Consider the following 25264-nt stretch of genomic DNA (forward strand, 5'->3'; position numbering starts at 1 on the left):
CCTATCCGTACACCAGGCACCCGACGACACTCGGCAGTGTCGAGCACGCTACTGACAAGCTCTTCGCCATCGATTGCCCACTGTGTGGGCTCACCCGGTACGAATGATCGATGACGATGCGCGCAGGCAAGAGCCGGACACGATGAGTGCCGTGCCCGACGACACCATGCAGGACAACGCGGCGCTGCGGGACGAGCTTTCCGGCATGCGTCGCCTGCATGCACTACAGGTCAGCCTGGCGGCACAGGCCGATGCACGCATCGCGCTGCAGGAAATCACTGCGCTTGCCTGTGCCTTCGCGCGTACCGACTGCGGTTGCGTGCAACTGGTCAGCGCACACAACAGCGAGATGGAGTTGCGTGTCTATCGCGGACACGACGAACGCAGCGCATTCGTCCAGCAGTTCCTGAAGGACGGCTTCCAGGCGACCTGTGACACCGTGCGGCGCGAACGCCGGCAGTTGGTGATCGAGGACATCGAAACCTTCACCCCGTTAAAGGGAACCCCCGATTACGAGGCAGCGCTGTGCAGCGGCATCCGTGCTGCCCAGTTCACTCCGTTGTTCAATCGTGCCGGTGGCCTGCTGGGATTGCTCGGGACCCAGTTCACCGTGCCGTATCGGCCTGCGGAGCATGAACTCAGATTGCTCGAACTGCTCGCATGGACGGCTGCCGACTACATCGAGCGCCACCGTGCCGAGCTGGCACTGCGTACCAGCGAATCGCGGCTGGCCGCGCTGTCGGCGGCGAGTTCCGAGGTGCATTACCGCATGAGCGCCGACTGGGACGAGATGCACCAGCTGACCGCCGGCGAACGCGCTGCCGATACGATGGCGACCAACCGTTCCTGGATCATGGATTACATCCCTGCAGAGGATCAGCCGCTGGTGCGGAGCAGGATCGATGCAGGCATCCGCGCGCGCAGCGCGATCGTGTTCGAGCACCGGGTACGACGCGCCGATGGCAGCATTGCGTGGATGGCGACCAAGGCGGTACCGGCACTGGATGCGGACGGGCGCATCACCGAGTGGTTCGGTGCCGGCGCCGATGTCACCGCGCGCAAGCAGGCCGAGGAACACCTACGCGAGAGCGAGGCGCGGCTGACCTATGTGCTCGATCAGGTTCCGATCGGGATCGGCCTGTTCGATACGCAAGGCCGTTTCACCTACCGCAATCCACAATTGCGTGACCAGTTGGCAGAGCGGGTTCCTTCGCGCGAATCAGTGCAGGAGCAACCGCGGGCCGGCGTCGATCAGCAGGGGCAGGCGGTCGCGATCCAGGAATTTCCCTGCGCCCGCGCGCTGCGCGGCGAAGACACGACCGTGCCGGTGGATTTCATCGATCCTCGTAACGCGCAGCGCTGGTTGCGCATCACCGCGGTGGCTCTGCGCGAAGAGGATCGAGTGACCGGTGGCGTTGCGGTGGTGCAGGACGTCACGGTGCAGCGCCAGGTGCAGACGGAAGTGGGCGCGCTTGCCGAGCGCAATCGCGACATCCTCGAAAGTATTTCCGATGCCTTCTATGGCGTCGACGCGCAGGGGCGCTTCACCTACATCAATCAGAAAGCCGAGCTGCTGTGGGGGCGTGCTCGCGACCAACTGCTGGGAAACCTGCTGTGGGAGCAGTTTCCCGACTCGATCGGGTCGCTTCCGTATCAGGCGCATGTGCAGGCGTCGCAGACACGTCAGGTGGTCAGGCTGGAAGCCCTGTCGCCGGCATTGGGGTACTGGGTGGATATCAGCATCTATCCCACCAACGATGGCGGCATGTCGGTGTACTTCCGCGACATCTCCGACAAGAAACGCGCCGACGCGCGGCTGCGTGCCAGCGAAGAACGCTTCCGCACCGCATTGACGATCGAAACCGTCGGTGCGACCTACTTCGACATGGGCGGCCGCCTCACCGATGCCAACGACACCTTCCTGAAAATGAGCGGCTATAGCCGTGCCGACGTGGAAGCGGGCACGCTCTCCTGGCAGGCGCTGACCCCACCCGAAGCCAGGGACCTGTGCGAGCGGGCGTTCGAGGAACTCAAGACCAAGGGCAGTGCCACACCGTATGAGCGCGAATACCTGTGCAAGGACGGAACCCGGCGCTGGGCCCTGTTTGCGTCCAAGCGCTTGCCCGACGGCACCGGCTTCGAGTTCGTGCTCGACATCACCGACCGCAAGCTCACCGAAGCGGCGCTACGCGAAGTGCAGGACCGCAATGCCTTCCTGCTGACACTCTCCGACGCCTTGCGGCCATTGCCCGATCCGGCCGCAATCCAGGGCGAGGCCGCACGCGTGCTGGGCGAGCATCTGGACGCCGGCCGCGCCTACTACGTGGAAGTGGATGCCAGGGCGCAGCAGTACGTGGTCGAGCGCGACTGGCATCAGCCCGATGAAACCAGTCATGCGCGTCGCTTCGCGTTGACCGACTGGCCGATGCCCTGGCTGCTCGACGCGCAGACCTGGGTGGTGCGCGATGCCGCCATCGATCCTGCATTGCCCGACGATCAGCGCGCAGCCTACCTGGACAACCAGATCGCTGCGCTGATCGTGGTGCCGCTGATCAAGGGCGGCCGGCTGGTGGCCACCTTCGTGGTCAATCAACGCAGCGCACGCAACTGGAATGCCGCCGAGATCCGTCTGGCAGAGGAAACCGCCGAGCGCACCTGGGCGGCGCTGGAGCGTGCGCGTGCACAGAGCGCGCTGCTCGAAAGCGAGGAGCGCTACCGGGTGATCCTGGAGAGCGCGCTCGACTACGCAATCTTTACCACCGATACGCGCGGACACATCCAGACCTGGCCGCCGGGTGCGGAGGCGGTGTTCGGCTGGACCGCGGATGAGGCGATCGGCCAGCACATCGCGATGACCTTCGTTGCCGAAGACCGCCTGACCGGCGTGCCGCAGCGTGAGATCGAACAGGCCCACTACACCGGCGGCGCGCCGAATGTGCGCTGGCATCAATGCAAGGACGGCCGGCGCGTGTTCATCGAGGGCGCGACGCGGCCGCTGCGCGATGGCAGTGCCGAGCCGCTGGGCTATCTCAAGATCGGCCAGGACGTGACCCGGCGACGGCAGTGGGAAGATCGCCAGCAAGTGTTGCTGGCCGAGCTGCAGCACCGCACGCGTAATTTGATGGGTGTGGTGCGTGTGGTCTTCAATCGCACGCAGCGCAGCAGCAAGACCATCGCCGAGTTGGCGCTAATCTACAACGATCGCCTGGATGCCCTGGCGCGCGTGCAGGGCCTGCTGTCGCGCCTGAACGAGGGCGATCGCATCCTGTTCGACGAATTGATCCGGGTCGAGTTGTCGGCCATGGGCGCGATCGACGCGCAAGGCCATGGCGACCGCGTGACACTGGACGGCCCCGCCGGCGTGCGTCTGCGCTCCAGCACCGTGCAGACCTTTGCGCTGGCCCTGCATGAGCTGGCGACCAACGCTAACAAGTACGGCGCGCTTGCACAGGCCGGCGGCCAGTTGCGGGTGCGCTGGCGCCTGCTAGGTACCGCCAAGGGCACGCGCCTGCGCATCGAGTGGAGCGAGACCGGCGTGCACATGCCGGCGCCTGGCGAAGCGGCGCAAGGCTCCGGCTATGGTCGCGAGCTGATCGAACGCGCGCTGCCGTACCAGCTGCAGGCCGAGACGACCTACGTGCTGGGGCCGGACGGCGTGCGCTGCACCATCGAGCTGCCGGTGTCGGAGAGCATGCGTCTGGAAAGCGACGACAGCTGAAGATGCGTGCTGCGCCTGCACACGCCTGCCAGTGGTGTGCTGCAGTGCGACGACAGCGGCGGCCGGCACGCGTAATCCGCAGCAGCGCAGCAGCACGGGTCGACGAGCGGCAGGCGCCTGGATGGACGGTCAGCGCCATGGCTGGCGCGGATGTTGTTGCAGCTGGGCGCCGATCCAGGCCGCAGCCGTCTTCGGCGCTGGTTGAGCGAACTTCCTCGCGGGCATGGATTTTTTCGGGCGAATCCATATACTGCCCCCCAGTATTTAGCCGGAGCCGTCATGCCGCATTCGCCGCAGGAAAAAAAGCGGGCGCTAGCACGCGTGCGACGTCTGCGCGGGCAATGCGACGCGCTTGAGCGCGCGCTGGAGGCGGGCGCAGACTGTGCGCCTGTGCTGCAGCAGATCGCCGCAATCCGGGGTGCCGTCAACGGGCTGATGTCGCAGGTGCTCGAAGCGCATATCCGCGAGGACTTCGGCCACGCCGCCGCTTCCGACGCGCAGCGCGCCGAGCGGGTGCAGGAGCTGCTCGGGCTGGTCCGGTCCTATCTCAAATGAACTCCCACCGGGCCGGCGCCTGCCGTGCCCGTCCTTGAACCCCATCGTCAGGAGCGCCACCACATGAAATCCCGTGCAGCAGTTGCATTCGGACCCGGCAAGCCGCTGGAAATCGTCGAGATCGACGTCGCACCGCCACAGGCCGGCGAAGTGCTGGTCCGCATCACCCACACCGGTGTGTGCCACACCGACGCGTTCACGCTGTCCGGCGACGACCCGGAAGGCATCTTCCCGTCCGTGCTGGGCCACGAGGGCGGCGGCATCGTCGAGCAGGTCGGCGAGGGCGTGACCAGCGTCAAGGTCGGCGACCACGTGATCCCGCTGTACACGGCCGAATGCCGCAAGTGCAAGTTCTGCCTGTCGGGCAAGACCAACCTGTGCCAGGCCGTGCGCGCCACCCAGGGCAAGGGCCTGATGCCCGACGGCACCACGCGCTTCTCCTACAACGGCGAGCCGATCTACCACTACATGGGCTGCAGCACCTTCAGCGAGTACACCGTGGTGCCGGAGATCTCGCTGGCGGTGGTGAACCCGGAAGCGCCGCTGGAAAAGGTCTGCCTGCTCGGTTGCGGCGTCACCACCGGCATCGGCGCGGTGCACAACACCGCCAAGGTCAAGCCGGGCGAAAGCGTGGCAGTGTTCGGCCTGGGCGGCATCGGGCTGGCGGTGATCCAGGGCGCGGTGCAGGCCAAGGCCGGGCGCATCCTGGCCATCGACACCAACCCGGGCAAGTTCGATCTGGCGCGCAGCATGGGCGCTACCGATTGCATCAACCCCAAGGACTACGACAAGCCGATCCAGGAGGTCATCGTCGAGCTGACCGATGGCGGCGTGGACTTCAGCTTCGAGTGCATCGGTAACGTCAACGTGATGCGCTCGGCGCTGGAGTGTTGCCATAAGGGCTGGGGCGAGAGCGTCATCATCGGCGTGGCCGGCGCCGGCCAGGAAATCAGCACCCGTCCGTTCCAGCTGGTGACCGGCCGCGTGTGGCGCGGTTCGGCCTTCGGCGGCGTCAAGGGACGGACCCAGTTGCCGGGCATGGTGGAACAATCGATGAAGGGCGAGATCGATCTCGATCCGTTCATCACCCACACCATGCCGCTGGAAGAGATCAACGAGGCCTTCCACCTGATGCACGAAGGCAAGTCGATCCGCACCGTGATCCATTTCTGACCGTACGGCCAGGAGCGGCGCGCGGCCGCTTCCGCGCACGTGGTACCCGATACTCCGGGAGGGGCATGATGACCAGCGTCTCGATTCATCCTTCGGTAGACAGTGGTATAGCGCGTGGCGGTGCAGAAAGCTTTCAGGGCGGAACCCTTGAATGCCACTGCGCCAGCGACAAGGTGACCGTGGACGTGGCTGCGCAGACCGCGCACAACCACGCCTGCGGCTGCAGTAAATGCTGGAAGCCGGAAGGCGCGACCTTTTCGGTGATTGCGGTGGTGCCGCGCGACAAGGTCACGGTGACCGCGCATGCGGAAAAGCTCAAGATCGTCGACGAAAGCGCGGCGATCCAGCGGCATGCGTGCACCGGCTGCGGTGTGCATATGTTCGGTCGCATCGAAGACAAGGGGCACGCGTTTTACGGTCTGGACTTCATCCATACCGAGTTATCGCAGCAGTCGGGCTGGTCGCCGCCGGGCTTTGCGGCGTTCGTGTCCTCCATCATCGAAACCGGCACGCCGCCGGCGGACATGGACGGTGTGCGCGCGCGTCTCAATGAGCTCGGACTGACCCCGTACGACTGCCTGTCGCCGGGATTGATGGATGCGCTGGCCGCCAATGTGGCACGCAAGAAGGGCTTGCTGCACTGATCGCCCAACCCCGCGGCCGGCGCTCGTGCCGGCCGCAGGTTTTTATCGAAGGAATCTCATGGAACGTATCGAACACCATGCCTGTTTCGGCGGCTGGCAAGATGTCTACCGGCATCAGTCGCAGAGCCTGGACTGCAGCATGCAGGTCGGCGTCTATCTGCCCCCGCAGGCCGCCGATGGCCCGTTGCCGGTGCTGTACTGGCTGAGCGGGCTGACCTGCACCGAACAGAACTTCATCAGCAAGGCCGGCGCGCAGCGGTATGCGGCCGAGCACGGCGTGATCCTCGTCGCGCCCGACACCAGCCCGCGTGGCGACGATGTGGCCGACGCGGACGGCTACGACATCGGCAAGGGCGCCGGCTTCTATGTCGATGCCACCGAGCAGCCGTGGGCGGCGCACTACCGCATGTACGACTATGTGGTGAACGAATTGCCGGCGTTGATCGAAGCGAACTTCGCCACCAGCGGCGTGCGCGCGATCAGCGGCCACTCGATGGGTGGCCACGGCGCCTTGACCATCGCGTTGAAGAATCCGGGCCGCTATCGCAGCGTGTCGGCATTCTCGCCGATCGTGGCGCCCAGTCAGGTGCCATGGGGCGAGAAGGCATTTGGCCAGTATCTGGGTCAGGACCGCGCAGCGTGGCAAGCGTACGACGCCACTGCGTTGATCGCACAGGCACAAGAGCGCCTGCCGCTGTTGATCGATCAGGGCGATGGCGACGAATTCCTCGAGAACCAGCTGAAGACGTCGCTGTTTGAACAGGCTGCCAAGGCCGCCGGTTATCCGGTCACGGTGCGGCTGCAGCCCGGTTACGACCATAGCTACTACTTCATCGCCAGCTTTATCGGCGAACACATCGCACACCATGCCGCGGCATTGCGTGGTTGATCGTTTGGTCGAGTGCGCAGTAAATGCGTGGTGTGAGATGGTGGATGGTGGTGCGCATTGCGTTACGTTGCATTGCCGCGCTGCCGCGCTGCCGCGCTGCCGTGTTGCGTGGGCCGCGGCATGAGTAAAGCGTCGAATTGACCTCCCTTCTCCCCCTCGGGAGAAGGTGTCCCGCAGGGGCGGATGAGGGTACGGACGCATGAGCGGATGAGGGACGGGCGAAGCCCGGTGGAGCGGACAGGTGGGCTTGTAGAGCAGCCGATCTGCGCGTGGCTGCAGGGCCCTTGCCCGCCCACCCTCGCGGGACACGCCGCAAGTACGTCCATGTAGGCTCTTACGCGGCATCCATGCCGCGTAAGGTCCCGCGACGGTGAGCGGGCAAGGACCAGGCGAGATGGTCGGTGCGCTGGTGCAAGCAGAGCATGGCGTGCCGTTGTTTGGATAACGGCGTCCTGTCAGCTTTTCAATACAGCGCATTCAACAGGCAGGCTTCAACACAACGCCCTGCAAACTTCCTGGTAAGGCGCGCAAGCAGCCTTCTCGCATCTGAAGTCTGCGTCGACCAGCTGCGTCACATCATTATCTTGTCGGCTATAGCCATTGCCACAAACCAAGAACGGCTAACGCACCACCTGCGCCGCAAGCTTGCCCAATCGGCGCATCGCGCGCTCCAGCGTGTCGCTCCATGGCTGGCCGCAGGTCAGCCGCAGGTGATCTGCGTAGTCGCCACGGCTGGAGTACAGATGACCGGGCGAGGTGCCGATGCGTTCTGCCAGCGCGGCCTCGAACACGGCCTGGCCGCTACCGCCGTCGGGCAACTGCAGCCATAGCGATAACCCGCCTGCCGGGTCGCCCACGCGCGTGCCTTCCGGCCAATGCCGCACGATGGCATCGCGCAGCCGCTGCCCGTTGTCGGCCAGGGTGCGGCGCAGCTTGCGCAGATGCCGTTCCAGATCGTGTTGCGCCAGGTAATCGGCCAGTGCCAGTTGCGGCAGGCTGGCGCTGCCGACGGTGGAAAAGTACTTGGCGCGCACCAGGGCGTCGGTCCAGTCGCCACCCAGCAACCACCCCACCCGCAGGCCGGGCGAGAGCACCTTGGAGAACGAGCCGCAGGTGATCACGTTGGCATGGGTATCGAAATGGCGCAGCGGACGTGGACGTTGCCCCGACCAATCCAGTTCACCATAGATATCGTCCTCGATCACCACGGTGCCATGGCGTGCGCAGCTGTCGAGCAGTGCGCGCTTGGCGCTGTCGGGCGTGAGGCTGCCGCTTGGATTGTTGAAGTTGGGGATCAGCACCGCCGCACGCACCGGCGTGCGCTGCAGCAGCGTATCCAGACGCGCGACATCGATACCCTGGCCGGGACGGTTGGGTACTTCCAGCACCTTCAGGCGCAGTGCCGCCACCGCCTGCAGGATGCCGTGATACGTGGGCGTTTCCACCAGCACCACATCGCCCGGCGCGGTGAGCGTGCGCAGCGCCAGGCTGATCGCCTCCATCGCGCCGGCGGTGATCACTACTTCTTCCGCGTCGACGGTGGTTGCGCAGTGTGCATAACGTTGTGCGATCTGCCGGCGCAGTGCGGCGTGGCCTTGCGGCGGTGCGTAATCCAACGCCGCCGAGCGCTGGCGACGCAGCTGCCGCGACAGGGCCGCGGCCAGTTGCGCGGTGGGCAATAGCGCAGGCGCGGGGGTGGCAGTGTGCAGTGGCACCAGGTCGGTACGCGCCAAGGTGTCGAGCACGCGCTGCAAGGCCGGGTTGTCGACCACTCCCGGCTTGCGCCGACGTGTGACGGGTGCTGCGGCCGGCAATGCTGGCGTCGTGCTGCGTACGAAGTAGCCCGAGCGCGGGCGCGCCTGCACGCGCCCTTCGCGTTCCAGTTGCAGGCAGGCCTGCACGGCGGTCGCAGTGCTGATGCCATGGTTGGCGGCCAGTTGCCGGATCGAGGGCAGGCGCTCGCCGGCACGCAAGGTGCCGCCTTCGATCTGCTGCCGCAGCTGCGTGGCCAGCGATTCGTACAGCAGCATCTACGGGCGCCTTCTATCTGTATTGGTCGATTTGCAGCGTATCTGAATCTGTGATGGTCGGGTAGCACGTTGCAGACTGGCCGTGCCCGGTGAGTACGCCAGGTATGGATTTCCTTCTGTGAGGTTTGCCGTGCTGCTTCCTGTGTTTATCGTCGATGCGTTCACCACGCTGCGTTTCAAGGGCAATCCGGCAGCCGTGGTGCCATTGCAGGCCTGGTTGCCGGAGCCGGTGATGCAGGCCATCGCCAGCGAACACAACCTTTCGGAGACCGCCTTCTTCGTTCGCGACGACAGCGGGGTGTTCGACGTCCGCTGGTTTTCTCCGCTCAAGGAGGTCGGCTTCTGCGGGCATGCGACCTTGGCCAGCGCGTTCGTGATCGCGACGCACCAGCTGGCGGCGTTTCCACTGCGCTTGCGTGCGCCGGCTGTCGGTGAGATCGCCGTTGCCAGGGTGGACGAGCGCAGCTTCGAGCTGCGCTTCCCCAACCAGGAGCCGTCGCTGCTGCAGGTGGCGCCGCACGCGTTGTCTGAGTCGTTATCGATCGTGCCCCAAGCTGTCTATGCGAACGCGCAGGCGTATATCGCTGTCTACGCCGACCAAGCACAGGTGCGTGCGGTGACGCCGGATCTGGGCCGGATGCTGGCGCTGGCGCCGCGCGATGTGGCGGTCACCGCACCAGGCCTTGAGCATGATTTTGTCTCCCGCTATTTCTGGCCGTCCAACGGCGGCAGCGAAGATCCGGTCACCGGATCGATTCATGCCGCGCTTGCGCCGCTGTGGGCACGGCGGCTGGGCAAGACGCAGCTCACCGCGCTGCAGGCCTCGGCGCGTGGCGGCGAACTGCAGTGCCGGGTCGAGCCGCAGCATGTCTACGTGCGTGGCAGCGCTGTCCAGTATCTGCAGGGAACCATTGCGCTATGAGCACTCCCCTATTCGTGCATGCAGTACCGGCCGGCGCTGGGCGACGGGCGGTCTGGCAATTGCTGGTTGCCGAAGTCCTGATCGGTTCGGTCGGCGTGTTCGTCCACGAAAGCGGGCAGGATCCGGTGACGGCGGTGTTCTATCGCTGCCTGTTCGGGGCGCTGTTTCTTACCGTATGTGGCTTGGTCGGTGGACAGCTACGAGGGCTATGGCGCGAGCGTGCGCTGTTGCGCGATGCCATCATCAGCGGTGTGCTGCTGGTGTTGAATTGGGTGGCGTTGTTCGCCGGCATGGCGCGCTCGTCGATCGGCGTGGCGACCATGGTCTACCATGTGTTTCCGTTCGTGATGTTGCTGCTGGCCGCGTTGTTGCAGGGCGAGCGCACGCGGCGTGCCGATCTGGGCTGGACGTTGCTGGCATTCGTCGGCGTGGCCTGCTCGGCAAATCCGGCCCGGTTATGGCAGGCGGCCGACCGTGGCTATCTGATCGGCATTGCGCTCACGCTGTTGGCGGCGTTGCTATGCGGTGCGTCGCTGCTGATGTCGCGCCGTATCAGCCGTGAGCGGCCACTGGCAGTGGTGACGGTGCAGTGTTGGGTCGGCACGTTCCTGCTGGCCGGGTTTTCCAGCAGTGCGGCGTTGCATCCGGGCCTGCACTGGCTGTGGCTGGCGGGCCTGGGCGTGATCCACAGCGGTATCGTCTATGTGCTGTTCTACTCGTCCTATCGCCATCTGCATGTGGCCACGATTGCGGTGCTGGCGTTCGTGTACCCGCTGGTGACGCTACTGCTGGACTATCTGCTCTACGGCCACGCATTGGTGCCGGTGCAGTGGCTGGGCCTGGCGCTGATCGTGGTGGGCACGCTGGCGGTGAATCTGAAATGGCGCTGGCCGCGGCGTGTGGCAGACAGCGCACCGGTCTGAGCAAAGTGCCGCCGCGCAGTGCACGCGGCGGCCGTGGAACTCAACGCACGTCGCGCAGTTCCCAGTGGTGCCCTGCCAGGGCCTGCATGCGCTGCTTGAGCAGGTCGCCGGGGATGCTGGTGGTGGCGACCAGGTCCACACGCAGATCGCCCTGCTTGCCGGTAACCGTGGCCGACGGATCGGTCACGCCCAGGCTGGGGTCCACCGCGTCCGGGTCGGCCTGCAGCTGGCGCCAGCGATCGAACCAGGCCGGATCGCGCAAGGCGGCCTGCAACTGTTCGGCAAAGGCCTCGGCACCATGGGCACTAAAGCTCACGCTCGCATCGCCGCCGCGGGCGAGCTTGGGGTCGGGCAGGCTGATCGAGTAGCTGACAGGCATGTGCAAAGACTCTGATGGATGACTCCGGTACGTTAGTGCAGCGGCGGTGAGCGCTCCGTCGACAGGTGGGGACACGTGGGAGCCTCCAACTGCGGAGTCACGGCTTGTTCCGCGAGCGGGGAGGGCGCTGTGCGCTCGCCTCGCCAGGTTTTGACGGCATCTGGTGAGCGAGGCTGCGACTCGGAATCCCGGTTGCCTTTGTGTCCTTGTGTATTAGGGAGGAGGTCGCGCGGCTAGATCAGTTGTGGAGCGGCTGATCTGCGGCTCCACTGCAGGGCCCTTGCCCGCCCACCCTCGCAGGACACGCCGCAAGTACGTCCATGTAGGCTCTTACGCGGCATCCATGCCGCGTAAGGTCCCGCGACGGTGGGCGGGCAAGGACCAGTCCAGATGGTCGGTGTGCATGGTTTTTCAAAACAGCCGGTAACGGGTGCGGTGTCCTCGCCGCGCCCTCGACGCTGTGAGTTTGCTGCAGGGCCCTTGCCCGCCCACCATCGCAGGACACGCCGCAAGTACGTCCTTGTAGGCTCTTACGCGGCATCCATGCCGCGTAAGGTCCCGCGACGGTGAGCGGGCAAGGACCAGTCCAGATAGTCGGTGTGCACGGGCGAGCAGGGCGTGGCATGCAGTGTTTGCAGCATGGCTAATCAGTTGCCAAGACGAGCCAAGCAATCAGCAGGCTTTCGATAAAGCAACCTCAAAACGTCCTGGTGCGGTGACCTTGCCGGTTGCGGGACCCTTGGCGGCAGGGATGCCGCCGAGGAGCCTCCATGGACGGATTCACGGCGTGTCCCGCAAGCGGTGAGGGCACCGCGCCCTCGACCAACGAGGCTCTGCTCCAACCTCATAACGCCCTGACTCAAAACCTGGTCGTCCTGAGTTGGGACTAGAGGCAGAAGTTACCCGGAAACGACTGCATAGTGTGGAGACGTGACTGCAGACCGTCGCCACGCAGCATTTATGCGGAATTTACGCGGCGGCTGTCGCAGGTCCATAGCGACTTTACGCAACCCGGGCAGACACTGCGCAGGTTGGCGGAGCGGTTCCGCCGTGGACGATCCCGATGCATCCCTTGACCTGTCTGCTCCATCGCCGCTGCGCGCGCGGTGCGGCAGCGCTTTGCCTTGTCGGCCTGCAGACGCTGCATGCGCCGTCGCATCTCGCATCCATCGCGCCGCGTTGCGCGCGTCTCGGGGAGTAGCCGACATGCCTGCCTGGTTGTCCCTGTTGTGCGGCGTGGCCGTACTCGTTGCCGCCGCGTACCTGTTGTACGTGGTCCTGCGCCCCGAAGACTTCTGATGCGAGTGCGCTCCAATGATTGAAACTCTCCTTGTCTACGCGCTGGCCATCGTGCTGGCCTGGCCCCTGGGCCGCTACCTGGCAGCGGTGATGCGCGGCGCCCCGATGCCTGGCGACGTGCTGTTCGGCTGGATCGAACGGCCGTTGTATGCGTTGCTCGGTACCCGCCCGCAGCAGGGCATGTCGTGGCGTGGGTATGCGGTAGCGTTCCTGCTCAGCAACCTGGTTGTCGGCCTGCTGACCTGGGCAGTGTTCATGACCCAGGCGTGGCTGCCGTTCAACCCGGACGCCATTCCGAACATGCGCTGGGACACCGCGCTGCACACCATGGTGTCGTTCGTCACCAATACCAATCAGCAGCACTACTCGGGCCAGGCGCAATTGTCATACCTGGCGCAGATGACCGGCATCGTCGGCCTGCAGGTGGTGACGCCGATGATGGGTCTGGCATTGGCGGTGGCGACCTTGCGCGCATTGTTCGGTGGGCGAGCGGTCGCAACTGCGTCCGACACCTTGCCGGCATCCAATGCGACGGCCAGCGCCAAGCCACGGGTGGCTGGGCTGGAGGAGCCGGAGATCATGCCGCGCCCGGGGCGGCAGCAGTCGGCTTCCGGATTGGAGGCATTGCCGGAGGCAGACGTCGGCAATTACTGGGCGGATGTGATCCGCGCCAGCGTGCGTGTGTTGCTGCCGCTATGCCTGCTGTGGACCGTGCTGCTCGGCTGGCAGGGCGTGCCCTCCACGCTGCAGGGTGCGGCTACCGCCGCACCGCTGGACAGCAGCGCCGGCATGTCCAAGCAGACCATTCCGGTCGGGCCGGTTGCGGCGATGGTCGCGGTCAAGCAGCTCGGCACCAACGGTGGCGGCTGGTACGGCCCCAACAGTTCGGTGGCGTTGGAAAATCCCACGCCGCTGAGCAATCTGTTGGAGACCTTGGCGCTGGTGCTGTTGCCGATGAGCGTGGTGTTCATGGTCGGCTACCTGACCGGGCGCAAGCGTCTCACCGCGCTGGTATTCGGCACCATGCTGACGATGTCGGCCGCATCCACCGCGCTGTTGCTGTGGTCCGAAGCGCATTCGGCCAGCGCCAGCTCGGCTGCCTTGATGGAAGGCAAGGAGGTGCGTGTCGGCGCGGATGCGTCTGCGTTGTGGGCGGCCTTGACCACGCAGACCTCCAACGGCTCGGTCAATGCGATGCACGATTCGCTGGCGCCGTTGAGCGGCCTGGTCACGCTGGTGGACATGCTGATCAACGCGATCTGGGGCGGCATCGGCTGCGGCCTGCAGCAGTTCGTGGTGTATCTGCTGCTGAGCGTGTTCCTGGCCGGTTTGATGACCGGGCGCACGCCGGAGTTGTTCGGCCGCAAGATCGAAGCGCGCGAGGTGCAGTTGCTTGCGCTGCTGATCCTGCTGCAGCCATTGGTGGTGCTGGGCTTCACCGCAGTGGCGCTGGCGGTGCCGGCATTTACCGCAAATTCCAATCCCGGCTTCCACGGCATCAGCCAGGTGTTCTACGAGTACACCTCGGCCTTTGCCAACAACGGCTCGGGTTTCGAAGGCCTTGGCGATGCGACGTACTGGTGGAACCTGAGTTGCTCGGCGGTGCTGGCATTGGGCCGCTATCCCGCGCTGATCCTGCCGCTGATGGTGGCCGCGCGCATGGCAGTGAAGCGGCGCGCGCCGGAATCGGCCGGCAGCCTGCAGGTCGAAACGCCAACCTTCGCGCTGACCCTGATGGCGATCGTGCTGGTGCTCACCGTGCTGCAGTTCATGCCGGCACTGGTGCTGGGTCCTATCGCTGAACACCTCGCCCTGGCGGCGTCCTGAGAGTTTGAGCAATGTCTACGATCGATACGACTGAAAAACGCGCGCGCGGTGACGCGGCGTTGTTCGACGCCGCCGTGCTGGTGGCGGCGATGCGCGCGGCCTTCCTCAAGTTGGCGCCGCGGCACCTGCTGCGCAGCCCGGTGATGGCGGTGGTGATGGGTGGCACGCTGCTGGCGGCGGTGATCACCGCCAGCGGGTATGGCAATGCCGGGTTCGGCTGGGCGGTGACGGCGATCCTGTTCGTCACCGTGCTGTTCGGCAATTTCGCCGAGGCCATCGCCGAGGCGCGCGGGCGTGGGCAGGCCGCATCGTTGCGCCGTGCGCGCAAGGATCTGGTCGCCCGCCGGGTGGAAACCGCACTCGGCGGCCGCGAGACCCGCGTGCCGGCGGCAGAGCTGCGTCCGGGCGACTACGTGATGGTGTCCGAAGGCGAATTCGTCCCGGCCGATGGCGAGATCGTGCGCGGCGTTGCAACGATCAACGAAGCGGCGGTCACCGGCGAATCGGCACCGGTACTGCGCGAGGCCGGTACCGATCGCAGTGGCGTGATCGGCGGAACGCGCGTGCTCTCCGACGAGATCGTGTTCAAGGTCACCGCCGAGCCGGGGCATAGTTTCCTGGATCGCATGATCGCCTTGGTGGAAGGCGCCAACCGGCAGAAGACGCCGAACGAAATTGCGCTGACCCTGCTGCTGGCGGCGATGACGCTGACCTTCCTGATCGTGGTGGCCTCGCTGCCGGCGATCGCCGGCTTCGTCGGCGTCACGCTGGACCCGCTGTTGCTGATCGCGCTGTTGGTGTGCCTGATCCCGACCACCATCGGCGGGCTGTTGCCGGCGATCGGCATCGCCGGCATGAACCGCGCGCTGTCTGCCAATGTGCTGGCCAAATCCGGCAAGGCGGTGGAAGTGGCCGGCGACGTGGACGTGCTGTTGCTCGACAAGACCGGCACCATCACCTACGGCGACCGGCAGGCCACCGCGTTCCATCCGCTGGCCGGCATCGACCGTGCGCAGCTGCGCGATGCGGCAATGCTGGCCTCGCTGGCCGACCCGACGCCGGAAGGCAAGTCCATCGTCAAGCTGGCACGCCAGCAGGGCGCGGTGGCGGTCGAGCCGGAGGGCGCGCATTTCATCGGCTTCACCGCGCAGACCCGCATGTCCGGCGTGGATCTGGCCGGGCGCAGCATCCGCAAGGGTGCCGGCGATGCGATCGTGGCCTATGTGCAGGCGCAGGGCGCCACGGTGTCGCCGGAATTGAACGGCCGCATCGAAGAAGTCGCGCGTGGCGGCGCCACCCCGCTGGTGGTGGCCGAAGGCCGGCATGTGCTGGGCGTGGTCGAGCTGAGCGATGTGGTCAAGCAGGGCATCAAGGAAAAGTTTGCGCAGCTGCGTGCGATGGGCATCAAGACGGTGATGATCACCGGCGACAACCCGCTCACGGCCGCCGCGATTGCCGCCGAAGCCGGCGTGGACGACTACATCGCCCAGGCGCGCCCGGAAGACAAGCTGGCCCGCATCCGTGCCGAGCAGGCCGGCGGGCGGCTGGTGGCGATGGTCGGCGACGGCACCAACGATGCGCCGGCGCTTGCCCAGGCCGACGTGGGCCTGGCGATGAACTCCGGCACGCAGGCGGCCAAGGAGGCCGGCAACATGGTCGATCTGGATTCGGATCCGGCCAAGCTGCTGGCAGTGGTCGAAGTGGGCAAGCAGCAGCTGATCACGCGCGGTGCGTTGACCACGTTCTCGTTGGCCAACGACGTGTCCAAGTATTTCGCGATCCTGCCGGCGCTGTTTGCCGCGGCGATTCCGTCGATGGCCGCGCTCAACGTGATGCAGTTGTCCAACCCGCGGCATGCGGTGCTGGCGGCGTTGATCTTCAATGCGCTGATCATCCCGGCATTGATTCCGCTGGCGTTGCGCGGCGTGCGCTTTCGCCCGTCCAGCGCCACGGCCCTGCTGCGCCGGAACATGCTGATGTACGGCGTGGGTGGCGTGTTGCTGCCGTTTGCCGCCATCAAGTTGATCGACCTGGCGCTTGTCGCCACCCTGGGGAACTGAGTCATGACGATTTCTTCGAAAACCGGTACGTCCACGGCGCAGCCATTACGCGACGCCGGCGCCCTGCGCGGGGCGGTGATGCTGGCATTGTTCATCCTGCTGGGCCTGGGCCTGAGCTATTCGCTGGTCGCCACCGGCATCACCGGCGCACTGTTCCCCGAGCAGGCGCACGGCTCGTTGCTGCGCGATGACGCGCGTGTGGTCGGCTCGGCCCTGGTGGCGCAGCCGTTTGCCAATGCGCGCTATTTCCAGCCACGCCCCTCGGCGGCCAAGTACGACCCGAGCGCGGCGGCCGGCAGTAATCAGGCGCGTTCCAATCCCGACCTGCAAAGCCGCATTGCCGCCACGCGCGCCGAGGTGGCTGCACGCGACGGCATCGCACCGGAGGCGGTCCCGGCCGAGTTGATCACCCAATCCGGCAGTGGCCTGGATCCACACCTGAGCCCGGCCGGCGCCCAGGTCCAGTTGCGCCGCGTCGCCGCCGCGCGCGGCTGGCCGGAACAGCGCGTGGCCGCGCTGGTACAGGCCGCCACCGAACAGCCACAGTTCGGCCTGCTCGGGCAGCCGCGGGTGAATGTGCTGGCACTGAACCTGGCGCTGGATCGCGCGGGGAATGGGGAGTCGGGAATCGGGAATGGGCTAAAGCAACAGCACTAGAGCTGTCAGCTCGCGGTAGGCTGCACCAATCCCCAATCCCGCCCCCCAATCCCGGCCTCCATGATTGACGCCCGCACCCAACAAGCCGACGCGCTGATCGGCGAACTGCAGCGCGAACATGGTGGGCGCCTGACCGTTTTTCTGGGCGCAGCGCCCGGGGTGGGCAAGACCTACGCCATGCTGTCGCGGGCGCGCGAGCGCCTGCGCCAGGGCATGGACGTGGTGGCCGGGGTGGTGGAAACCCATGGCCGCAGCGAAACCGCGGCGCTGCTGGATGGCCTGCCACTGCTGCCGCGCGCCCGCATCAGCTACCAGGGCCGGGAGCTGGAAGAACTCGATCTGGACGCGTTGCTGGCGCGCAAGCCGAAGCTGGCGCTGATCGACGAGCTGGCCCATCGCAACGTGCCGGGCAGCCGGCACGAGCGGCGCTGGCAGGACATCGTGGAACTGCTCGATGCCGGCATCGATGTCTACACCACGGTCAACATCCAGCACCTGGAAAGCCTCAACGACATCGTGCTGCGCATCACCGGCGTGCGCGTGTCCGAAACCGTGCCCGATGCGGTGTTCGACCGCCTGCGCGACATCGTGCTGGTGGACCTGCCGCCGCGCGAACTGATCGAGCGCCTGCAGCAGGGCAAGGTGTATCTGCCCGAGCAGGCGACGCAGGCCTTGCAGGCGTTCTTTTCGCCCTCCAACCTCACCGCGCTGCGCGAGCTGGCGATGCAGACCGCGGCCGACCGCGTCGACAGCGATCTGCGCGACACCCAGGCCGCACGCGGTTTGCCGGGCACTGCCGCCTTGCGTCGCCGCGTGGTGGTGGCCATCGATGGCCGTGGCAGTTCGGATTATCTGGTGCGGGTGGCGCGGCGGTTGTCCGAACGACGCGATGCGCCGTGGACGGTGGTCACCGTGCAGACGCGCACCGTGGCCGACGCCGCCTGGCAGCTGGAGATCGACCGCGCGTTCGCACTGACACGTCGCCTGGGGGGCGATACCGCGCTGCTGCACGGCGCCAACGTCGCCGAAGCGTTGCTGGATTTCGCCGCGCAAAACGGCGTGTCCACGCTGGTGCTGGGGCGCACGCGCGAACGCCCGCTGGCGCGCATGTTCAACCGCACGCTGACCCAGCAACTGCTGCAGCGTGGCGCGCATTACGAACTGGTCATCGTCAGCTCCGCCGATGCGCGTGCACGCGCACGCCAGCGTTGGCGCAATCCGCGCCAGTGGCTGCAGCGTTACGACCTGGCCTTCGCGGCGATCGCCGCCGCTGCCGCGGTCGCGGTGGCGTGGGTGATCCAGCGCTGGACCGACATCGACGACCTGTCGATGGTGTTCATCGTCGCGGTGGTGCTGGTGGCCTCGCGCACGCGCATGGCTGCCGCGGTGATCGCCGCGCTGCTGAGTTTTGTCGCCTACAACTTCTTCTTCATCGAACCGCGCTTCACCCTGCACATCAGCGCGCGCCAGGGCGTGGTGACGGTATGCCTGTTCCTGATCGCCGCCCTGGTCGCCGGCCGCCTGGCCTCGCGCCTGCGCAGCCAGGTGCTGGCCTTGCGCGCCGCCAATGCGCATGCCAATGCGCTGCAGACGCTGGCCCGCGAGCTCAGCACCGCCGCCGACCTGGGGCAGGTGCTGGAAGCCGGCCGTCGCGCGTTGGCCACGGCCCTGGATGCCGAGGCCTGGTTGCGCCTGGAGCAGCGCGAAAGCGATGCACCGGCCAGCTTCGGTGCACTCGATCGCAGCGCGGCGGACTGGACCCAGCGCCACGGTCAGCCGGCCGGCCGCTTCACCGATACGCTGGCCGGCGCGCAGTGGTGGTGTCTGCCGGTGCGGCACGAACGCGGCAGCCTGGGGGTGGCCGCGCTGCGCTTTCGTCAGAGCGTGCAGCGGCCCGGCCTGGAGGAGCGTCGGCTGGCCGAAGCGATGGTGGAGGACATCGGCCAGGCGGCGCTACGCACGCGCCTGGTCGCCGATCTGGAAGGCGCGCGCGTCAGTGGCGAAACCGAGCGCCTGCGCTCGGCATTGCTGTCCTCGGTCTCGCACGATCTGCGCTCGCCGCTGGCCTCGATGATCGGCTCGGCCAGCAGCCTGGCCAGCTACGGCGATGCGATGGACGCGCAGGACCGCCACAGCCTGCTCGACACCATCCAGCTCGAAGGCGAGCGGCTGGATCGCTACATCCAGAACCTGCTCGATATGACCCGGCTCGGCCACACCGGGCTGACCTTGAAGCGCGACTGGATCGGCGTGGACGAGCTGATCGGCTCGGCCACGCGGCGGCTGCAGCGCTACCAGCCGGCGGTGCGCCTGCAACTGGATCTGGCCGCCGACCTGCCGGCGATCTGGGTGCACCCGGCACTGGTGGAACAGGCCATCTTCAACGTGCTGGAGAATGCGGCGAAATTTTCGCCAGCCGGTGTGGCCGTCACCGTGCAGGCGCGGCTGCAGGCCGGCGCCCTGCAGATCGATATCGGCGACCAGGGTCCCGGCATTCCCGAGGACGAGCGCGCGCGCATTTTCGACATGTTCTACAGCGTGGAGCGTGGCGACCGCGGCCGTCACGGCACCGGGCTGGGCCTGACCATCTGCCAGGGCATGATCGGCGCGCATGGCGGCAGCGTGGAGGCGCTGGCCGGCGCCGATGGTCACGGCACCACGATCCGCATTACGCTGCCGTTGCTCGTTCCCGCCGCGCCACCTCGCCCCGATGCCGACTGACCCCACTGCCATCCCGCCTGCCCGTGTGCTGATCGTCGACGACGAGCCGCAGATCCGCCGCTTTCTCGACATCAGCCTGCGTGCGCAGGGTTACCGCGTGCTGCAGGCCGGCACCGCCGAGGAAGGCCTGGCCACGCTGGCCGGGCAGGGCGCCGAACTGGTGGTGCTGGACATCGGCCTGCCCGATCGCGACGGCCACGAGGTGCTGCGCGAGATCCGCCAGTGGTCGAACGTGCCGGTGATCATGCTCACCGTACGCGCCGGCGAAACCGAAAAGGTCGCCGCGCTCGATGCCGGCGCCAACGACTACGTCACCAAGCCGTTCGGCGTGCAGGAACTGATGGCGCGCATCCGCGCGCTGCTGCGCCAGGCCGGCGCCGGCAGCACGGTGGAAGAGAGCGTGTTCGACGACGGCCGCCTGCACATCCACCTGGGCCTGCGCGAGGTCACCCTCGATGGCGAGGCGGTGCCCTTGAGCCGCAAGGAATACGCCTTGCTCGCGCTGCTGCTCAAGCACGCCGGCCGCGTGGTCACCCAGCCGCAACTGCTGCGCGAGGTGTGGGGGCCCACCCACGAGGAAGACACCCATTACCTGCGCATCCTGGTCGGCAAGCTGCGCCAGAAACTGCACGACGATGCCGCCGATCCGCACTACATCGTCACCGAACCGGGCGTGGGTTTGCGCTTTATCGGGGTGACGCGCTGAGCAGCGCAGCACAGCTGTTTTGTGGCGACGGCGCAGACAGCTTGAGCGAGATCCGGTCGTCCCGGACGGTGCAAAGCCGGGTGAGCATTCGATCGCGCGATGCGGGAGTCCGCAAGCACGTGGGTGCAATGCGGCCAGGACCGCGCCCTGATGGGGATGCCCTGGAACGAGACCAGGGGCGGGCCAAGGACATGGTCTGGAACGCGTTGCAGGTGCTTTCACGCCGCCGCTAATGGCATGCCAACATGCGCGGCGCAGCATGCGTCGGCATTTGGAAGAGGTGGGTGACATGCGGTATCGCTTCGGTGTGTTGTGGCTGTTGTCGGCTTGGCTGTTGTTGAGCGGCTGCGCGTTTGCACAGACCGTGCCGACGCCTGCGCAGATCATGCAGCTGCGCAGCGTGGGCGACCCCCAGATCAGTCCGGATGGTCGCCGCATTGCCTACACCGTCGCCCTCCCGCAGGCGCAAGGCAAGCCGCCGCTCAGCAAGATTTGGCAGATACCCGCACGCGGTACCGCTGCCGCGGTGCCGATGCCCTCAAGCGATGAGGCCAACGACCAGCATCCACGCTGGTCTGCGGATGGCCGAAGGCTGCTCTTCCTGTCGACGCGGCCGTTGCCGGACGACGCCACCCGCGAGCAACTGGCGCCAGCTCAGGTCTGGCAACAAATGGGAGGGTCGGCACCGCAGCTGCTGACGCGTTCGGCAGGCGAGGTCAGTGAGTTCTCGCTGTCGCCCGATGCGCGCCAGATCGCGTACCTGGCGCTGGATCCGCCCACCGCGCAGGCAACGGCCGATGCGGACGCAAAGCGCGATGCTGTGCAGATCGAGCGGCCAACCCGGTTTTCACGGGTGTGGGTGCGTGATCTGCACAGCGGCCAGACGCGTGTGCTGACGCCGCCCGGCCTGCAGGTGCACGACCTGGCCTGGTCACCGGACGGCCGGCAACTGGCGCTGCGCGTGTCCGACGGCACCACGCTCAACGACTACTGGTACGCATCGCGCGTGCAGCTGTTGGCGCTGCAGGACGGCGTGCTTAGTGCGGTGCTGGAGCCGCATGCCTCGGCATTGCCATTGCAATGGTCACCGGATGGCAGCCGGCTGCTGTATGGGCAACTTGGCGAGCACGGCATGGTGGCGCATCTGGTGGTGCACCAACTGCGCAGTCAGCGGCGTGTGGTGCTGGCACAGGACTGGCCCGGCACCTTGTGGCTGGCGCGCTGGCAAAACGACAGCAGCTTGATCGGCGAAGGGTTGCAAGGCGTACGTGGCGCCTTTCTGCGTATCGATGCCGACAGCGGGCGCTGGAAGCCGCTTGTCCGGCCGCAGATTCCGTATCAGGCATTCACCGTTGCGCGCAATGGCGATATCGCCTATCTCGGCCTGCGTGATGAACAGCCTGCCGAGGTCTGGACGCTGCGCGCTGGTCAGCTCGCGCAGCGCAGTAACACCAATCCACAGGTCGCCACCTGGGCGCACGGCCAGCTGCGCGAATTGCGCTGGACTTCATCGCGCGATGGGCGATCGATCGCGGGCGTATTGGTCACGCCGCCCGGCTGGAAGGCGGGAACGCCGTTGCCGACCTTGGTGCAGATCCACGGGGGACCGGCAGCTGCCTGGGCGTCCGGCTGGTTGGGGTCCTGGCATGACTGGGCGCAACTGCTGTCCACCCATGGTTACGCGGTGCTGTTGCCCAACCCGCGCGGGTCCGAAGGGCAGGGTGCGGCGTTTACCGAGCTGGCGCGCTACGACTGGGGCGGTGCGGATTTTCAGGATGTGCTCGACGGCGTGGACCAGCTCGAACGCGAGGGCGTAATAGATCCCGCGCGTCTGGCCATCGGCGGCTGGAGCTATGGCGGGTATCTGTCTGCATGGGCAGTGACGCAGTCATCGCGCTTCAGGACCGCCATCGTCGGCGCAGGCGTGGTCGATATCGGCGCCATGGCATTGACCACCGATGTGCCCGATTACCTGCCGGGCTATTTCGGCGACCCGGTGCGCAACCGTGTCGAATACAACGCACACTCGCCGATACGCTACGCCGACAAGGTGCAGGTGCCGGTGCTGATCCTGCATGGGCAGGCCGACCGACGCGTACCGCCATCGCAAGGCGACATGTTGTACCGCGCGCTGAAACTGCAGGGCACTGCGGTCGAGCAGGTGACCTATCCACGTGGCCCGCACTGGTTTTACGAAACCGAGCATGGCGCGGATGTGCAGCAGCGCGTGCTGGATTGGCTGGATGCGCAATTGCGTTGAGTCGTGGCGGTGCTGATCCGCAGCGCACCCTTGCTGCGGCGGGACACTCTCTCGACTTCGACTTCGACTTCGACGCCGATGATCGTGCCATCGGCGCACTGCGCTCTCCGAACCCGGAGACGAGCCAGGCCAGTGCAGCGTTCACCGGATCACGTTCGGCAATCCAGCTGCAACGCTGCAAGCCGGTCACTCAACGGGTGGCAACACCTTGCCCGGGTTGAGAATCCCGTCCGGATCCAACGCGGCCTTGATCGCGCGCATCGCCGCCAGCGTTGGTGCGCTGAAGGCCTGGGCCATGAAGTCGCGCTTGGCCACGCCGATGCCATGCTCGCCGGAGAGCGTGCCTTCCAGCGCCAGCACCAGCGCGAACAGGCGCGGCAATGCGGCATGTGCGCGCGCGTCTTCGTCGGCATCGGCCGGGTCGTACATGATGTTGACGTGCAGGTTGCCGTTGCCGGCATGGCCGAAGGCGACGATCGGCAACGCGAATTCGGCGGCAAGCGCTTCCACGCCGGCCACCAGTTCGGGGATGCGCGAGACCGGCACCACCACGTCCTCGTTGATCTTGCCCGGCTTGATCGTGCGCAATGCCGGCGACAGCGCACGCCGCGCGGCCCACAACCTGTCGCGCGCGCTGCCATCGGCGGCCACGTCCAGGCTCACCACGCCCTCGCCATCGGCGGCATCGTGCAAGGCCTGCAATGCGTAGGGCAGGGTGTCGTGATCGCCATCGGCTTCGATCAGCAGCATCGCGCCGGCCTCGGGCACATCGCTGCCGTTGCGGCGCAGTAATGCGATCGCACTGGCATCCATGAATTCCAGCATCGTCGGCGTGGTCGGTTGCGCCATGATGCGCGAGACCGCCGCCGCGGCGCTGGAAGCATCGCGATACAGCGCGCGCACGCCGGCTTGCGCGACCGCGCGCGGCGTCAGCTTCAAGGTCGCTTCGACGATGATCGCCAGGGTGCCTTCGCTGCCGACCAGCAGATGCGTCAGGTCGTAGCCGGTGGAATTTTTCGTGTACGCGCCGCCGCAGCGGATCACCTCGCCGGTGCCGGTCACAGCGACCAGGCCGAGCACGTTGTCGCGGGTGGCGCCGTATTTCACCGCGCGCGGGCCGCCGGCATTGGTGGCCAGATTGCCGCCGACGCTGCAGATGTCCGCGCTGGACGGATCCGGCGGCCAGAACAGGCCATGCGGCTGCAAGGCCTGCTGCAATTGGCCGTTGAGCAGGCCCGGTTGCACGATGGCGCAGCGATCGGCCGGACGCAGTGCAAGGATGCGAACCATGCGTGCCATCGACACCACCACGCCGCCGGAAAACGGCACCGCCGCACCGGTGGTGCCGGTGCCGGCGCCGCGCGCCACGATCGGCACGCCATGCGCGCGGCAGGCCTGCACGATCGCCACCACATCCTCGGTATCGCCGGGCAAGGCGACGGCGGCGGGCAATGCCCAGCGGCGCGAATCGTCCTCGCCATAGCGGCGCCGCGCGTCGTCACCGGTCAACCAGCCATCGGGGCCAAGCCGCGCGGCCAGCAACGCGGCCAGGGCAGTGGGAAGCACATCGGTCATGAAGTGTGATCCTGTGGTGCCGCGCGCTGGATGCATTTCCATCCCAGCACCGCGACGGTGAGCGGCAGCCAGACCCAGCGCAGCTCGGAGAGCAGCGTGGCAAGGCCGCGCGCATTGAAGAAACCGTTGGCGAAGGGCGACACGCGAATCGGCCGCCATGGCGCGAACCAGCGCGCCTCGCTCCAGGGCCAGGTCAGTGCAACGCCAAGTCCGCCGGAGGTCATCGCATCCAGCAGCGGATGCGACGCGGCGCAGACGAACAAGAACGCTGCTGCCTGCAGCGCGTCCGCACGCAACAGGCGATGCGCAACACCACCCAGCAGCGCGATCAGCCCGGCGAACAGCAACGAGTGGCTGGCACCGCGATGGCCGAACGCATCCGCATACGGAACATGCAACGCGAACGCCAGCACATCGGCATCGGGCAACATCGCCGCGACGATGCCGGCACCGAGCAGGCGCGGCGGCAGGCGGCCGCGTTCACTGGCGCACCAGAGCGCCAGCGGCACCGCGGCATGGGTGATGATGGTCGGCATCGCGCGTGAGTCGTTCGTCAGCAATCGTCGGCGCGGAAGGCGTCGCGGATCCAGTTCAGCACCGGCGGCTCGCCGCTGGCTTCCACCACATCGAAGCGGCACGGCAAGGTCGCCAGTGCCGGGTGATGGGCAAGGAATAATTGCGCGGCCAGCACCAGCTTGCGGCGCTTGCGCGCATCCACCGATGCCGCGCCGCCGCCGAAGCGGTTGTCGCGGCGATAACGCACTTCCACGAACACCAGTGCCTGGTCGTCGCGCATCACCAGGTCCAGTTCGCCGCCGCGGTAGTTGGCATTGCCCACCACCAGCTGCAACCCGGCCTGCTCCAGCAGCGTGCGTGCGGCGGCCTCCACCGCCGCACCCCGCTGCTGGCGCGCTGCCGGCATGGCG

19 protein-coding genes are annotated in these 25264 nt (G+C 66.7%); 14 read left to right on the forward strand and 5 right to left on the reverse strand.

What is annotated here, in order from left to right:
* The first annotated feature begins 142 nt into the window (after positions 1–142).
* The 5 genes from ABQY64_RS04100 (at position 143) to fghA (ending at position 6979) form a co-directional block, all read left to right on the forward strand.
* Positions 143–3718, forward strand: a complete 3576-nt coding sequence (locus ABQY64_RS04100) for a PAS domain S-box protein (protein WP_349780324.1) — start codon at positions 143–145, stop codon at positions 3716–3718.
* A 279-nt stretch (positions 3719–3997) separates the two neighbouring features.
* Positions 3998–4273 carry a formaldehyde-responsive transcriptional repressor FrmR gene (frmR, locus tag ABQY64_RS04105; RefSeq protein ID WP_016902624.1) on the forward strand — a complete coding sequence of 92 codons (276 nt, stop codon included), beginning with the start codon at positions 3998–4000 and terminating at the stop codon, positions 4271–4273.
* A 63-nt stretch (positions 4274–4336) separates the two neighbouring features.
* Positions 4337–5446, forward strand: coding sequence for an S-(hydroxymethyl)glutathione dehydrogenase/class III alcohol dehydrogenase (locus ABQY64_RS04110; protein WP_016902625.1), 1110 nt, complete (start codon positions 4337–4339; stop codon positions 5444–5446).
* 68 nt (positions 5447–5514) lie between these two features.
* On the forward strand, positions 5515–6090 hold the full coding sequence (gfa, locus tag ABQY64_RS04115) for an S-(hydroxymethyl)glutathione synthase (protein ID WP_102255721.1): 576 nt from the start codon (positions 5515–5517) through the stop codon (positions 6088–6090).
* A 58-nt stretch (positions 6091–6148) separates the two neighbouring features.
* Positions 6149–6979, forward strand: a complete 831-nt coding sequence (gene fghA / locus ABQY64_RS04120; protein WP_104571669.1) for an S-formylglutathione hydrolase — start codon at positions 6149–6151, stop codon at positions 6977–6979.
* A 620-nt stretch (positions 6980–7599) separates the two neighbouring features.
* Here fghA and ABQY64_RS04125 read toward each other — a convergent pair.
* Positions 7600–9009 carry a PLP-dependent aminotransferase family protein gene (locus ABQY64_RS04125; protein ID WP_065050074.1) on the reverse strand — a complete coding sequence of 470 codons (1410 nt, stop codon included), beginning with the start codon at positions 9007–9009 and terminating at the stop codon, positions 7600–7602.
* Between the two features lie 130 nt (positions 9010–9139).
* Here ABQY64_RS04125 and ABQY64_RS04130 point away from each other — a divergent pair, with 130 nt between their 5' ends.
* Positions 9140–9931, forward strand: coding sequence for a PhzF family phenazine biosynthesis protein (locus tag ABQY64_RS04130; protein WP_349780325.1), 792 nt, complete (start codon positions 9140–9142; stop codon positions 9929–9931).
* Positions 9928–10854: a DMT family transporter gene (locus ABQY64_RS04135; RefSeq protein ID WP_349780326.1), complete on the forward strand. Its 927-nt coding sequence runs from the start codon at positions 9928–9930 to the stop codon at positions 10852–10854. Before ABQY64_RS04130 ends, ABQY64_RS04135 begins: the two co-directional genes overlap by 4 nt.
* Before the next feature lie 40 nt (positions 10855–10894).
* Here the strand turns inward: ABQY64_RS04135 and ABQY64_RS04140 are convergent, their stop codons facing one another.
* Positions 10895–11233, reverse strand: coding sequence for a hypothetical protein (locus tag ABQY64_RS04140; protein WP_039509881.1), 339 nt, complete (start codon positions 11231–11233; stop codon positions 10895–10897).
* Positions 11234–12439: 1206 nt separating this feature from the next.
* Between ABQY64_RS04140 and ABQY64_RS04145 the strand changes: the two genes are divergently transcribed.
* The 7 genes from ABQY64_RS04145 (at position 12440) to ABQY64_RS04175 (ending at position 22763) form a co-directional block, all read left to right on the forward strand.
* Positions 12440–12532, forward strand: a complete 93-nt coding sequence (locus tag ABQY64_RS04145) for a potassium-transporting ATPase subunit F (RefSeq protein ID WP_006452907.1) — start codon at positions 12440–12442, stop codon at positions 12530–12532.
* A gap of 15 nt (positions 12533–12547) precedes the next feature.
* Entirely contained in the window at positions 12548–14359 is a 1812-nt protein-coding gene (gene kdpA, locus ABQY64_RS04150; protein ID WP_349780327.1) for a potassium-transporting ATPase subunit KdpA, read from the forward strand.
* Positions 14360–14370: 11 nt separating this feature from the next.
* Positions 14371–16419 carry a potassium-transporting ATPase subunit KdpB gene (gene kdpB / locus ABQY64_RS04155; protein ID WP_039515790.1) on the forward strand — a complete coding sequence of 683 codons (2049 nt, stop codon included), beginning with the start codon at positions 14371–14373 and terminating at the stop codon, positions 16417–16419.
* Between the two features lie 3 nt (positions 16420–16422).
* On the forward strand, positions 16423–17076 hold the full coding sequence (gene kdpC, locus ABQY64_RS04160; RefSeq protein ID WP_065048133.1) for a potassium-transporting ATPase subunit KdpC: 654 nt from the start codon (positions 16423–16425) through the stop codon (positions 17074–17076).
* A gap of 60 nt (positions 17077–17136) precedes the next feature.
* Positions 17137–19797, forward strand: coding sequence for a sensor histidine kinase KdpD (locus ABQY64_RS04165; protein WP_167708437.1), 2661 nt, complete (start codon positions 17137–17139; stop codon positions 19795–19797).
* Entirely contained in the window at positions 19787–20503 is a 717-nt protein-coding gene (locus ABQY64_RS04170) for a response regulator (RefSeq protein ID WP_016903095.1), read from the forward strand. Before ABQY64_RS04165 ends, ABQY64_RS04170 begins: the two co-directional genes overlap by 11 nt.
* 289 nt (positions 20504–20792) lie before the next feature.
* A complete protein-coding gene (locus ABQY64_RS04175; protein WP_349780328.1) occupies positions 20793–22763 on the forward strand; it encodes a S9 family peptidase in 1971 nt (656 codons plus the stop codon).
* A gap of 186 nt (positions 22764–22949) precedes the next feature.
* On the opposite strand, the gene ABQY64_RS04180 is transcribed toward ABQY64_RS04175, so the two are convergent.
* From ABQY64_RS04180 to ABQY64_RS04190, 3 genes are read right to left on the reverse strand one after another with little or no spacing between them, the layout of a single operon-like run.
* Complete coding sequence (locus tag ABQY64_RS04180) at positions 22950–24338, reverse strand: FAD-linked oxidase C-terminal domain-containing protein (RefSeq protein WP_349780329.1); 1389 nt, start codon at positions 24336–24338, stop codon at positions 22950–22952.
* Positions 24335–24874 (reverse strand): metal-dependent hydrolase, encoded by a 540-nt coding sequence (locus ABQY64_RS04185; RefSeq protein ID WP_167704750.1) that lies wholly within the window; start codon positions 24872–24874, stop codon positions 24335–24337. Before ABQY64_RS04185 ends, ABQY64_RS04180 begins: the two co-directional genes overlap by 4 nt.
* A 17-nt stretch (positions 24875–24891) precedes the next feature.
* Positions 24892–25260 carry a YraN family protein gene (locus tag ABQY64_RS04190; RefSeq protein WP_167704749.1) on the reverse strand — a complete coding sequence of 123 codons (369 nt, stop codon included), beginning with the start codon at positions 25258–25260 and terminating at the stop codon, positions 24892–24894.
* Between the last annotated feature and the right edge of the window lie 4 nt (positions 25261–25264).

It is taken from the genome of Xanthomonas sp. WHRI 7065 (genome assembly GCF_040203115.2).
GTDB classification, from domain to species: Bacteria; Pseudomonadota; Gammaproteobacteria; order Xanthomonadales; family Xanthomonadaceae; genus Xanthomonas; species Xanthomonas arboricola.